At 35.3% G+C, this 12,574-nt stretch carries 13 protein-coding genes and 1 pseudogene; 5 read left to right on the top strand and 9 right to left on the bottom strand.

Going from position 1 to position 12,574, the window contains the following annotated elements:
- Positions 1 to 69: 69 nt before the first annotated feature.
- From BTM29_RS03810 to BTM29_RS03800, 3 genes are all read right to left on the bottom strand, one after another.
- A complete protein-coding gene (locus BTM29_RS03810; RefSeq protein WP_076614236.1) occupies positions 70 to 927 on the bottom strand; it encodes a GRP family sugar transporter in 858 nt (285 codons plus the stop codon).
- Positions 928 to 1,150: 223 nt separating this feature from the next.
- The gene (locus BTM29_RS03805) at positions 1,151 to 2,011 is read right to left on the bottom strand and encodes an aldo/keto reductase (protein ID WP_076614235.1); all 861 of its coding nucleotides are present in this window, start codon (positions 2,009 to 2,011) and stop codon (positions 1,151 to 1,153) included.
- A gap of 13 nt (positions 2,012 to 2,024) precedes the next feature.
- Positions 2,025 to 2,891 (bottom strand): aldo/keto reductase, encoded by an 867-nt coding sequence (locus BTM29_RS03800; RefSeq protein WP_076614234.1) that lies wholly within the window; start codon positions 2,889 to 2,891, stop codon positions 2,025 to 2,027.
- A 108-nt stretch (positions 2,892 to 2,999) separates the two neighbouring features.
- Between BTM29_RS03800 and BTM29_RS03795 the strand changes: the two genes are divergently transcribed.
- Positions 3,000 to 3,875, top strand: a complete 876-nt coding sequence (locus tag BTM29_RS03795; protein WP_076614233.1) for a LysR family transcriptional regulator — start codon at positions 3,000 to 3,002, stop codon at positions 3,873 to 3,875.
- A 120-nt stretch (positions 3,876 to 3,995) separates the two neighbouring features.
- Complete coding sequence (locus BTM29_RS03790; RefSeq protein WP_076614232.1) at positions 3,996 to 4,379, top strand: MerR family transcriptional regulator; 384 nt, start codon at positions 3,996 to 3,998, stop codon at positions 4,377 to 4,379.
- A gap of 49 nt (positions 4,380 to 4,428) precedes the next feature.
- Here the strand turns inward: BTM29_RS03790 and BTM29_RS03785 are convergent, their stop codons facing one another.
- The gene (locus BTM29_RS03785; protein ID WP_076614231.1) at positions 4,429 to 5,178 is read right to left on the bottom strand and encodes a LiaF transmembrane domain-containing protein; all 750 of its coding nucleotides are present in this window, start codon (positions 5,176 to 5,178) and stop codon (positions 4,429 to 4,431) included.
- Positions 5,179 to 5,180: 2 nt separating this feature from the next.
- Complete coding sequence (locus BTM29_RS03780; RefSeq protein ID WP_076614230.1) at positions 5,181 to 5,633, bottom strand: LytTR family DNA-binding domain-containing protein; 453 nt, start codon at positions 5,631 to 5,633, stop codon at positions 5,181 to 5,183.
- A gap of 228 nt (positions 5,634 to 5,861) precedes the next feature.
- Here BTM29_RS03780 and BTM29_RS12935 point away from each other — a divergent pair.
- Positions 5,862 to 6,518, top strand: a pseudogene (locus BTM29_RS12935) (HAD family hydrolase).
- Positions 6,519 to 6,768: 250 nt separating this feature from the next.
- Here BTM29_RS12935 and BTM29_RS03765 read toward each other — a convergent pair.
- The 4 genes from BTM29_RS03765 to coaA form a co-directional block, all read right to left on the bottom strand.
- Entirely contained in the window at positions 6,769 to 7,854 is a 1,086-nt protein-coding gene (locus tag BTM29_RS03765; RefSeq protein WP_076614228.1) for a HigA family addiction module antitoxin, read from the bottom strand.
- Positions 7,847 to 8,185 carry a type II toxin-antitoxin system RelE/ParE family toxin gene (locus tag BTM29_RS03760; RefSeq protein ID WP_076614227.1) on the bottom strand — a complete coding sequence of 113 codons (339 nt, stop codon included), beginning with the start codon at positions 8,183 to 8,185 and terminating at the stop codon, positions 7,847 to 7,849. The genes BTM29_RS03765 and BTM29_RS03760 overlap by 8 nt, the downstream gene beginning before the upstream one ends.
- 275 nt (positions 8,186 to 8,460) lie before the next feature.
- Positions 8,461 to 10,017, bottom strand: a complete 1,557-nt coding sequence (gene guaA / locus BTM29_RS03755; protein ID WP_076614226.1) for a glutamine-hydrolyzing GMP synthase — start codon at positions 10,015 to 10,017, stop codon at positions 8,461 to 8,463.
- Positions 10,018 to 10,087: 70 nt separating this feature from the next.
- On the bottom strand, positions 10,088 to 11,014 hold the full coding sequence (coaA, locus tag BTM29_RS03750) for a type I pantothenate kinase (protein WP_076614225.1): 927 nt from the start codon (positions 11,012 to 11,014) through the stop codon (positions 10,088 to 10,090).
- Between the two features lie 71 nt (positions 11,015 to 11,085).
- Between coaA and BTM29_RS03745 the strand changes: the two genes are divergently transcribed.
- Positions 11,086 to 11,670, top strand: coding sequence for an SGNH/GDSL hydrolase family protein (locus tag BTM29_RS03745; RefSeq protein ID WP_076614224.1), 585 nt, complete (start codon positions 11,086 to 11,088; stop codon positions 11,668 to 11,670).
- A gap of 12 nt (positions 11,671 to 11,682) precedes the next feature.
- The gene (locus BTM29_RS03740) at positions 11,683 to 12,321 is read left to right on the top strand and encodes a GPP34 family phosphoprotein (protein ID WP_076614223.1); all 639 of its coding nucleotides are present in this window, start codon (positions 11,683 to 11,685) and stop codon (positions 12,319 to 12,321) included.
- Positions 12,322 to 12,574: the final 253 nt, after the last annotated feature.

Genomic DNA, 12,574 nt, shown 5'->3' with positions numbered 1-12,574 from the left:
TTTAATTAATCTGTTTCTCTATATTTGTAACTATAAACTCTGGACCGAACTCCATAGCAAGTACTTTTTTTAAATTAATGTTGTTACAATTGCTCCAACCAAGATAAGGCCCAATCCACTCAATGTGAAATACGATTCTTTTTTGGTTCTTCTTTCATGAAGAAACACCATCCCACCAACAGTGGAGATGACAACTGATAACTGTGAAACGACAAACGCGCTGTTAACACCATTACGATTGACCGATAGGATATATGTGATGGCCGCAATTGAGAAAACTAAACCACCGATGATATTCATAAAACTACTTGATTCTTTCAAAACATTATACTGACGTGTTGCAATAATATAGATCAATACGGCTACGACCATACCAATTGACTCTGGTAAGAAAATAGCTAAGCCTGAGCTACTCAACGCACGTGGAATGGCGTTATAAACCAAGTATCCCAGTGTTGTACAAACTAACATTACAATCGTTCCAGTACTACTATTAGCCTTGTTAGAACCTTTGTTATCACGAATTGATGTTAATAACACACCAACCACTAACAATACAATTCCTATGGCACCAACTATTCTAGCCGTGGCTTCCGACCATTCTCCAAAAATCAAAACTCCTATTAAAGATGTCCCAACTAATTGAAGTCCTGTTGAAATCGGCATTGTCTTTGAAACTCCGATTTTTTCGTAACCTGTATATTGACCAAGTTGACCAATGACCCAAAATGCCCCTGCTAGTGCTGCAAGAAGTGAACTTCTTAAGTCAATATTTGGTCTTGTGATTATAAGCATAATAATTCCAGCAATCAAAGTTCCCAGCGCAGTCCCCATGATTTGGTTGATTGGTCGACCACCAATCTTTGCAATGGCAAGTGGTAAAATACCCCAAGCTATTGCAGGTAATAACATTAATACAATATTCATAAATAAATTTCCCCCTAAGTTTTTATTAATAGAGCTGCTCTCTCTTTTCTATATTTATACAATAATCCCTGGACCAAACTCCATAGCAAGCACTTTTTAATACAAAATGTAAATAAAAAGGGAAATTGTGGCATGACTCTGTTTATACTCAAATTTGCAGTGAAATTACGTGCCAGAATACAATTTTCTCCATATAAAACTAAACATAATCTGTCACTCTCTATTATTTCGCATGGACATCAAAAGCTGATAACAACATATCTTCTACTCCGACTGCATCTGGATCGTGCTGGCCTTTGTTCTTATCAAGAGATTTAATAAGTAACATTTCATCATTCGTTAATTCAAAATCAAAAATGTCTAAATTATTTTTTATTCTGCTATCGTGAACTGATTTAGGAAGGACAATAATTCCTTCTTCATTTTCAAAACGTAAGATGATTTGTCCAACATCTTTACCATACTTTTCAGCTAATTTAGTAATTACTGGATTAGACAACAGTCCCTTATTACCTTGACCGAGTGGCGACCAAGCTTCCAATCTAACGTTGTTTTTTTTCAAAATATCTCTTAATTCTCTTTGTTGGAAGTAAGGATTGAATTCAACTTGATCAACAGATGGCATAGTTGAAAATTGGGGTACGAATTTGCTCCAAATCTTAGGAGTCATATTCGACACACCAATCGACTTGATCTTACCGGCCTTTTTCGCTTCTTCCATTGCGCGCCAAGCACCAGGTACATCCCCATATGGTTGATGGATCAAGTACAAGTCAATGTAATCTAGGCCCAATTTTTGTAATGAAACATCAATAGCCTTAGTGGCTGCGGTGAATCCATGGTCTTGTAACCAAAGTTTGCTAGTTACCCAGATTTGATTTCTGGGAATCCCGCTATCTTTTATAGCTTTACCAACTTCTGCTTCATTGAAATAAGCAACTGCTGTATCGATATGACGATATCCAAATTCCAATGCTTTCTTGACTGCAGTATAAGTTGATCCATCACTAGGTATTTGGAATGTTCCAAATCCAATAGCAGGGATTTCTTCACCATCATTTAATTTGATTGTTGGAATACTCATTTAATCACTCCTCTTAATATAATTGTTTCAAACTAGAACCAAATATTTGCTCAATTGCTACTGGATCACGATGATCAAAGAACTGACTAACATTTTGATCTAAAGTTGCCATTATTTGCATCTCAGAATCACTCAATTCAAAATCAAAAATATCGAAGTTTTCAATCATTCTATTCTTGTGAACTGACTTGGGAATCACGGTGATGCCACGTTGCAATAACCAACGTAAGATAACTTGTCCGTTTGACTTATTGTGGTCCTTAGCTATTTTTGCGATAGTTTCATTAGTGAAAATATTGTTCTTGCCTTCCGCAAATGGTGCCCAAGCTTCAACTCTGATATCTTCATCTTGATTAAACTTGACCTCTGTTGGTTGTTGATACCATGGATTGACCTCTATTTGATTGATCACTGGTTTAACTGACATAGTTAATTCTAAATTCTTTAATTGATCTGCGTAAAAGTTAGAAACACCGATTGCACGAATTTTCCCAGCATGATACGCCTCTTCCATTGCACGCCAAGCACCCATTACATCACCGTATGGTTGGTGTAGTAAGTATAGATCCATGTAATCCAAGCCCAATCTCTGTAAAGAATCATCGATACCCTTTTTGGCTTTTTCATAAGTGAATTCTGACACCCAAAGCTTAGAAGTTACAAATATATCTTCACGACTAACGCCACTTCTCTTGATGGCTTTGCCGACAGCTGTTTCATTTTGATAAGCTGTGGCGGTATCTAATAATCGATAACCAGCATCTAAAGCGTCGACTACTGCATCCTCACATTGTTGTAAATCTGGCACTTGAAATACACCGAATCCTAATTGTGGCATCTCAACATTATTGTTTAATTTGATTATTGGTACTTTTTCCATTTTTTTCACCCGCTCTTATTTGTTGTGTTTACTATACATTCGAAACACATAATTGAAAATTACTAGTTAATCATGCTAGTATACATACGAAGTATACTGGAGGAAAACATGATAGATAATTACTTACTAGAAGAACTAGTTACCTTTTCCAAAGCTGGAACATTGATGGAAACAGCTCAAATGCTTCACGTGACTCAACCGACCATTACCCGAGGAATGCAAAAATTAGAGTCTGAATTAGGTGCACATCTGTTTGATCGACAACCTAATAAAATCACTTTGACTGAAACTGGTAAAATGGCCGCCAAAGAAGCCAATAAGTTGATTCAAGTAAATGAATCAGCAATCACACGAATTCAAAACTTCGACCGTAATCAACGTGTCATAAGAATCGGATCTACTTTGCCAGGACCATTATTTGTCGTCAATAGCATTGATTTACCGAGTAATATACAAGTAAATGATAAACAAATCGAATCTACTACAATTCATGATGCACTCAATCACGCTAATTACACCTTGGTTTTATCCAATCAGAATATCTCAAATAATACAATTGATTCACAATATATTGGTACTGAACAATTAGCGGTTAACCTCAATAAGTTCATGATTCAAGCTAATCAAACCAGTATCAAGTTCTCTGAACTTCACGACTTAAGCTTCGTGATATTGAGCAATATTGGATTGTGGCGTGATATCGTCCAAAAATCAATCCCTAAGGCCAAGTTCTTCTACCAAGAGCAACAAGAAGCCTTCTCTGAGATAACCCGTTACTCTGACTTCCCATATTTCAGCACTAATATTTTACGGACCGGCTCAATAAATATTGATTCCGACAGAAGTGACACCCGAGTCAGAATTCCAATTTCTGATGATAATGCCAAAATGCCGATTTACGCTAACTACTTAAAACCTGAAAAGACTCGTGTTAACGTATTTATTAAACAGTTGATTTCTAACTGGCCTGCTGATTTTGATTAGCCCCTAAAGACTTCTTAATGATGGCACAGTTAATAGAATTCCAATTAATACTTGACTTGGAGTCCAATCCAAGTATTAATCTAAACCATGTTAAATATAATCAACTGAAAGGAAAATAATATGCAAATTAAAGATGTTGCTAAACGTTTTGATATTTCCGCTGATACACTTCGCTACTGGGAACGTGTTGGAGCCATTCCCAAAATCACTCGTAATTCTTCTGGTCACAGAGATTACGACCAAGAGGATCTGGAATGGGTTGATTTTGCACGTTGTATGAGAGATGCCGGTGTCAGTATTGAATATTTGATTGAATATATCGACCTCTTTAGTCAAGGGGATGTTACTTTACAAGCTAGAAAGGACTTATTGGCAGAGCAACTAGATGTCATTAAGGCCAAACGCGATGAGATACAAGCAACTTATGACAAGATACTTAATAAAGTCGAACATTATGAGCAACAAGTCGAAAAATATGATGGTAAATTATTAAAACGTAATTGAATATAGTAAAAAGAACCTGAAAAATAAATTTTTCAGATCCTTTTTTAATTTAAATACGATGAATCGTAATTCCTGACAATGTGGCTTGTCCAACAATCGTCACAGTTGGAGAATCTTCAGATGAGTGAATTGGTCCAACATCGTCAATTCCACTCATGTTGTTATTATCCAACTCCTTTACAACATTCCAATGACTAGGCAGATATAACTCAACACTACCAAGCGATACATTGATATTAATAATTGCTGAATCATCAATCTTTACATTCTCAAAGTACACCTTGGCATTACCCATCGAGACATCTATATTGGCCCCCTTGAAATAATCTGAGGTCACATATCTTACACTGCTACCCATTTTGACACTTACATTAACGTCTGGGATATCTATATTGTCAACATCAACTTCGTGATCGTAACCATGGTGATATGAATGACCATGCCAATTGTTATGGTGACGATAATATCTATTCCAAGGACGATGCTTAGACAGTAGCGGATTAAGTATCATAGATAACCCAATCGACACCAATAGTGCTGCACCAAGTAGTGTCCAGGGAACAATTGCAGTAATACCAAGTGGTTTGGCGTATAAGATTGCCATGAAAGCCAGTGAAAATACCGTTCCCGGAACTGAAAAGTAAACCAAACTCTTAATCAAAATTGCCACAAGGAAAATCGTTGCTACAATAGTCCAAAATGTGAAGGTATAAGTAATCAAGTGCATTTGGCTGACAACTAGGATACCCGCACTAAGTAACATGAATAATCCCCAAAATATTCCATTCCTATTTCTCATAATCAAAACTCCTTTTGATCTAACTTATTCTTTAATCCTTTTAAAAATCGTCTGGAAACATACAGTGTCTTGTATGACTCCTTGAATTGGACCAAGTTCCCAGTCACTGATCTGGTCAGTGACACAACCTCATCAACATTCAAAATTGAGGATTTGGATACTCTTAAGAAGTTATCCGGCAAACTATTCTCCAATTCGTACAAACGATAATGGATCAAATAAGCATTATTAGTCGTATGTGCGTAGACATTTCTATCATCAGTTTCAAAGAACAAAATACTGTTGAGAGTCAGCGAATAAACCGTATCATCGATATACCCACTGATCTTACCCAACTGATTATTTATATTCTTGATTTTATCCAGAAGTTCCTTTAATTCTGCATCATCCTCAGGAGACTTTATAACGATCTCCTTTTCAGAATAATCTGGCGAAACATCTACCCTTATTTTCACAGCTAACAACCCTTTCGATAGGAGTATTACACCATATATAGTCTGGAGTGTATATAGGTTTTTACTTAGTGGTTAGTTTTTGTGTTTAAGTGGAAAAAGTCCCAAGAATCTCTAAATTGAAATTCTTGGGACCTTTTTGTATATTCATTATCATAATACCTTGATTACATAGTGTACAATCAAAGATATAAAGCGCTACCAAACAAATGAAATAAGGAGAACTAATCTATGAAAAATCTGCATGATAAGAAATTCGTATTCTTTGATATGGACGGCATATTGATTGACACAGAAGGTCTGTACTATTCAACTAGAAGAGACGTTCTTAAAAAATACGGTTTCCCATTTACAAAAGAAGATAACTCACACTACATTGCCAAGGGGTTCCCTGACACTAAAAGACGTATTCAAGAACTCGTCAATAATGAAGAACTAGGCCAAAAGATATTCGACGAATCATTGTAACTCTATCATGAAAAAGTCCTCGCTGGTGAAGCAGACCTCAAGCCCGGAACACTGGAACTACTCAAATTCTTGAAGCAACATGACATCAAACGATTCATTACTACTTCCTCAACAAGAGATATTCTAATGCTCAACATCAAGAATGTCGGTATCAAGGATTACTTCACTGGATTAATTAGTGGGGATGACGTATCAAACAACAAACCCGCTCCTGACATCTACTTACATGCACTAGATGTAACTAATGCATCACCAGAAGAAGCTGTTATTTTTGAAGATTCTACCAGTGGAATCGAAGCAGGACTAGCTGCGAATATTGACGTTGTGATTGTTCCTGACTTGTTACAACCAAGTAAAGAGATGGCAAAACAATCTGTTGCAGTGTTGCCTAGCTTGGCAGACGCTATTGCTATGTTTTAGTGTGACAAATAATATACTTCTTTACAGTAATTAAAAAGTTTTTTTGACTTCCAGAGTGATCCGTTTTAATTTTCTTAATACCTTCAAAATGAATTTTTACAATTCATTTTTTGCTTCATATATTACTCAATTAGAAAAGCCCCCTAGTTTGACGTTAAATCAAAACTAGGGGACTTTTCACTTTCAATTACATTTAATATTTCTATCACTTTGGGATTCTACTCAATATAATATATCACATAACCATAATCTATCTAGTGCGTACAATACTATAACTATGTTTAAGTGAATTTAAACTTTTATTCTTGTAAGAGACATAATCATCTTTTTGCAGTCTCCCGACAACGATACTAGGCAATATTCCCAAGTTATTAGCAAAATTATCAATTGAATGTTTGGTGAAATCACCGTTTTTAACAAATTCATCATATACGTTTTGCGGTATATAAAAATCAAGTGCAAATCTATCCGCTGTCTCTTCCTTTAATTTGTAACTATTATCATCTTTATAGTCAGAATAAAAATCATCATTATAAATATGTCCTAGTTCATGAATTAATGAGAACCAAAAAATATCTGATCTTTTATTTCTATCAGTTATCAAAAGTAACACACTACCATTTTTAAATTTTTTCGTTGCACCATTTAAATTTGCATTTGTTAATTTTGGCAAACCGACTAAAACTATCCCGCATTCAAGTAAGATTTTTTTTAACTTCGGATAAAATTCTTTAGGCTCTTCAAGTGACATTTTTCTAATAGAAGGAAGAGCTTCTATCAGTTTATTCTTCGTATACTTGTTCTCAGTGAAATTTCTTGCCTCATCTATTGCTAGCTCTAACATTACATTAGAATTTACAATTGATTTTTCTGAAAAGGCTTGAGTATTTCTATAACTAACCGATGAGCTTAAATTACTTAACTGTGATAAATCAGATATCCTTAATAACTTTCTAAGCGTTTTAATTTTCTCTTGGATACTGTATTTTTTATCATAAACAAATCGATTCTTTTTGAAATAATCAAAAGCAATTAAACTAACTATTTTTTCTTCATCTTTATCTTTTTTATTCTCAATCTCGATAACCTTTAAATCATAGTTTGTCTGTAAATTGATCCAAGTTTTTACCGAGATACCTGTGATTTTTGCAAGTTTATTAGCAATATCATTACTGATATTATCTTCACCATTTATGATTTTACTTATTGTTTTAGGTGATGTTCCAAGCCTACCAGCAAACTCAACTTGGGTAATATTAAGTTCATCAATAATATCTTCCACATATGATCCCGGATGAAAAGCAATCAAATCCTTATAAACAATCTCTTTACTCATAATGTTTACTGACCTCCTCAATCCGTATTTGAACAATCAAAATAGAATCATTAAATACTTGATCAACATTATAGTCATCAAACGTAACAATTAATCTATACGATTTTGAACGTCCATCAATATCCATTGCATAAAACCCATCCATATTACCTTTTAATTTATGAAAGTGGTAAACTGGATTATTAATTATTGATTCCAAATTATCAGAAGATTCAATAAAATTAACTAGTTTTATTAATTTTTTTGCAATTTTATCAGAGAACGCTTTCCTCGCCTCTTTTAAGGAACAGCATTGCTTTTTGACCTTTCCGTTTTTATACTCAATCTGCATATTTAACCCAGTCTATTACAATGATATTACCTAAAAAGTAATATCATTGTAATAGACTGGGGTCTTTCTGTCAATCAGAGTAACTCCATCAGAAAATGAATATACATTTATAGACTGTATTTCATTCGATTTTTGATTTAATTCATATTAAATAACCTCAAATAAGTGAGGAATACTTAACGACTAAGGCAATTTAGAGATGTCCTTATACAAGTTCATTCCACAAAAAATAGCCATGCCAAAAATTTGGCATAGCTATTTCTTTGAAACTATAATTATTCCCACTCAATAGTTGCGGGCGGCTTAGAAGTAATATCATACACTACACGATTGACATGATCGACTTCGTTTACGATTCTTACGGAGATTGCTTGTAATACATCCCAATCAATCTTAGCGAAGTCAGCGGTCATTCCATCGATAGAGTTAACGGCACGAATTCCGATTGTATAATCGTAAGTTCTACCATCACCCATAACACCAACTGAACGAATCCCTGGTAATACTGTAAAGTATTGCCAGATTTTTTCATCCAATCCAGCTTTTTTGATCTCATCACGTAAGACAAAGTCAGATTCACGAACTATCTCTAGTTTTTCTTCTGTAACTTCACCAATTACACGAATTCCAAGTCCAGGACCTGGGAATGGTTGGCGCCAAACTAGGTCATGTGGCATACCAAGTTCTTCACCTAATTGACGAGTCTCATCTTTGAACAATGTTCTCAATGGCTCGATCAACTTGAATTGCATGTCTTCTGGAAGTCCACCAACATTATGGTGAGACTTAATGGTTTGAGCAGTACTTGTACCACTTTCGATAACATCAGTATACAAAGTACCTTGTGCTAAGAAGTCGATTCCATGAAGCTTAGTTGCTTCTTCATCAAATACTTGAATGAACTCATTACCGATGATCTTACGTTTCTTTTCAGGGTCAGATACTCCGGCCAACTTATCCATGAAACGCTTTTGAGCGTCCACTTTGATAATATTAAGACCGAATTTACCTTCAAGACTGGCCATAACTTCATCAGCTTCGTTCTTACGTAAAAGACCGTGATCAACGAAGATACTTGTTAGTTGTGTACCAATGGCCTTGTGAAGTAAAACACCTACAACAGATGAATCAACACCACCTGAAAGTCCCAAAATAACCTTCTTATCACCAACAGTTTTACGAATCTTCTCGATTTGTTGGTCGATAAAGTCACTCATCTTCCAATTTGCATCAGCATCACAAACATCAAATGCAAAATGCTTCAAAATATCCATTCCGTACTCAGTATTTCTAACTTCAGCATGGAATTGTACTCCGTACATTTTACGTTTGTCATCAGCGATAGATGAAATAGGTGCATTCTTACTTGTGGCTGTAACTTTGAACCCATCTGGTGCAACACGTACTAGATCACCATGACTCATCCAAACAACTTGTTTCTTTGGCAATCCCTTGAACAAGGCAGAATTTTCATCAGTAACTTCGATGTCAGCCTTTCCATATTCACGATTGTCGGCAGATTCAACTTTTCCACCCAAGTTATAAGACATCAATTGCATACCGTAACAAATACCAAGCATAGGAATTCCTAGCTTATAAATATCTTGGTCAATTGAAAAGGCGTCTTTGTCATAAACTGAATTAGGTCCACCTGACAAAATAATACCTTTAGGATTAATTTCTTTAATCTCAGCGGCAGTAATCGTGTTTGGTAACAACTCTGAATAGATTCCGATATCACGAATTCTACGAGTAATCAATTGGTTATATTGGCTACCATAGTCCAAAACAATAATGCTGTCCGCATCTGGCCATTCTTTGCTCAAATCCATATCCCCCTAGTTTTAATTTATTCTATTGTATATGAAAAACTGCTATCTGTCATACTTTTGGAAATGCTTTTTAGTATTTTCTCAAAAGTATTGTATCAATCTGGTGATTCTTAGCTTTATGCAATATCAAATCAGCCCTTGTCATAGTTGGTTTGATGTAATCACGCAAATTAACATAATTGATCGTATCCCAAACATTCCTCGCCATATCCAGTGCCTTATCTTCTGGCACTTGCGTATATTGATAATAATATGAATTGGGATCATTTCGTGCCAAGTCCAGCAGCGTTTCGAATCGATTCAAGAACCACTCCTCAATATCATCTACTTCAGCGTCGATATAGATAGAGAAGTCAAAAAAGTCACTCGTATAAATATTACTACTCTGAGTCAGCTGCAAGACATTGATTCCTTCAACTATAAGAATATCTGGATTCTGCACTTCTTCATGACGATCTGGAATAATGTCATAAATATTGTGTGAGTATAGCGGATACGATATCGGCCCATTCTTAGTTTTGACATCACTCAAGAATTGCAACAGCTTAGGCATATCATACGTCTCAGGGAATCCTTTCTTATCCATCAAATTACGTTCTTTGAGGACTTTACTAGGATACAAGAAACCATCAGTCGTCATTTGTGAAACTGTATATTGCGGATATGCCCGTTCTAGCATAATCTTTAGTAAGCGGGCCGTAGTACTCTTACCCACCGCAACAGATCCCGACACACCAATAATGAATGGGACTTTTTTATTACTACTATTTAAGAAGTCACTCTTTAACTTAGTTAATTTGCGATAATTCTTCAAGTAAATATGTAATAAATGTCGAATCGGTGCATAAATAGACTTAACGTCATCGATTGATATCTCATCATCTAAGGACTTGATTTTACGCAGTTCTCCGTCAGTTATTGCTTGTTTATTATATTCCCCATGGAAATTCTCCCATTGTTCACGAGAAAATTTATTATAGTTAGATAAATTTTGCATATTACTAAACCTACTTAACATTTTTTCTGGTATTCTTATATAGTATAGAACTTTTTAGAAGGACTTAATATATGAAAAAAATAGTATTATTTGGAGACTCGATCATGGCGGGATTTCATGACGGTGTTATGAGTGATATACTCACTAACGCTATCCAAAAAAAGTTCCCCAATGACGAAGTCGTGAATGTGTCTATTCCAGGATACAAAACCAGTAATGCTGTGACACGTGTTGATCAAGATATCGTAAGCTTACATCCAGATATTGTTGTCTTAGGCTTTGGTGCCAACGACATTTCCATTGACGATGAAATCAAACCGGGTAAGTTCTCAACGAATCTATCCACAATTATAAAGGAAATCGGCGTTTCAAAAGTAATCTTGCTTTCTCCACCGTATACCGATTGGGTCAAAAATCCTAATCGACCTTGGACCAGACAGTTACAATTTGAACTCGTAACCGAACACCTCTCTAAGCAATTAGAAGTGTCCTACGTTGATCTCCTACATAAAATGACAAGTTGTCCATCTAAGGGCAAATTACTGCAAAAAGATGGACTACACTTCACTAAAGATGGTTATATTCTTTTAGAGGACGAACTTGTACCAGAAATTAAAGCAACGCTAGTCAAACAAAACACACTAGTGTCGAATTAAAAGGAGCACTTTATGAATTTAAATATTCCTCAAAAATATTTTATTTTATCGTGCAATGAAAAAGGCAGTGTACGAGTATTTAAGAACACTAGACGTAGAGCGTATTTGGCTGAAAGTTCTTTTTTCGACTTGGCTTTAAACGATATTATCGATCTTACTGACAACAGTGTCATCATTAACAAGGTTTTACCAGATGATAAAGAATATCTCAATGAATTCTTCCAAATCATCAACAAAAACCAAGGAAAAAGCGTTACACACGTACTTCGTGCCATGGCAACAAAAGAAAATATCACCAAACAGATCTACAACGAAATCGGCGACTCACTAGTTAATAAAGTCGACGTTACAAAAGCTGTAACGGGTGTAGTTTTTAAGACTAACAATTACCTTCCAGACCATCGTGTCAAAGAAGACCTAGTTAGTGACGTTAGAAAAGAGTTCTTGAATTCAGGAAGTAAAGTTTCACCTGAAACATTCGCTCTTTTGACGACCCTTTATGGAAGTCACGACTTGAAGACATATTTCACACCATTCGAATTGAAACAGCTAAAATCCAATATCGAAGAAAACCAAGATGACCCAACCTATGAGAAGTTGTTTGAGTTATCTAAGAGATTGAATCGAGTTATTCTGACACTATTAGGATAGAGCGCACAAAAGCACGGGAATTTCCGAGCATTAACATAATATGGGGTGCCATTCACGAATGTGAATGACGCCCCATATTACGTTAAGCGGAAGAAATTGTGTTTTGGAACGCGTTTCCACTATAAAATCAACCAAAAAAATTGTGCTTATAACAAATTATCATCATCAAATTCTTTATAAATTTTCAGAAAAATCTAAATAATTTTCCACAGTGTTTACGTGTTAGGATGTAGTCGAGAAGTAATAGTGGAGT

It is taken from the genome of Companilactobacillus allii (assembly GCF_001971585.1).
Lineage (GTDB): Bacteria > Bacillota > Bacilli > Lactobacillales > Lactobacillaceae > Companilactobacillus > Companilactobacillus allii.
The sequence above is the reverse complement of the archived record's forward strand: the minus strand, read 5'-3'. Positions and strand labels throughout refer to the sequence as shown.

Bases quoted from the DNA above. Each gene is read 5' to 3' on its own strand.
- BTM29_RS03810 (WP_076614236.1), bottom strand. From the start codon at position 927: ATGAATATTGTATTAATGTTATTACCTGCAATAGCTTGGGGTATTTTA.
- BTM29_RS03805 (WP_076614235.1), bottom strand. From the start codon at position 2,011: ATGAGTATTCCAACAATCAAATTAAATGATGGTGAAGAAATCCCTGCT.
- BTM29_RS03800 (WP_076614234.1), bottom strand. From the start codon at position 2,891: ATGGAAAAAGTACCAATAATCAAATTAAACAATAATGTTGAGATGCCA.
- BTM29_RS03795 (WP_076614233.1), top strand. From the start codon at position 3,000: ATGATAGATAATTACTTACTAGAAGAACTAGTTACCTTTTCCAAAGCT.
- BTM29_RS03790 (WP_076614232.1), top strand. From the start codon at position 3,996: ATGCAAATTAAAGATGTTGCTAAACGTTTTGATATTTCCGCTGATACA.
- BTM29_RS03785 (WP_076614231.1), bottom strand. From the start codon at position 5,178: ATGAGAAATAGGAATGGAATATTTTGGGGATTATTCATGTTACTTAGT.
- BTM29_RS03765 (WP_076614228.1), bottom strand. From the start codon at position 7,854: ATGAGTAAAGAGATTGTTTATAAGGATTTGATTGCTTTTCATCCGGGA.
- BTM29_RS03760 (WP_076614227.1), bottom strand. From the start codon at position 8,185: ATGCAGATTGAGTATAAAAACGGAAAGGTCAAAAAGCAATGCTGTTCC.
- guaA (WP_076614226.1), bottom strand. From the start codon at position 10,017: ATGGATTTGAGCAAAGAATGGCCAGATGCGGACAGCATTATTGTTTTG.
- coaA (WP_076614225.1), bottom strand. From the start codon at position 11,014: ATGCAAAATTTATCTAACTATAATAAATTTTCTCGTGAACAATGGGAG.
- BTM29_RS03745 (WP_076614224.1), top strand. From the start codon at position 11,086: ATGAAAAAAATAGTATTATTTGGAGACTCGATCATGGCGGGATTTCAT.
- BTM29_RS03740 (WP_076614223.1), top strand. From the start codon at position 11,683: ATGAATTTAAATATTCCTCAAAAATATTTTATTTTATCGTGCAATGAA.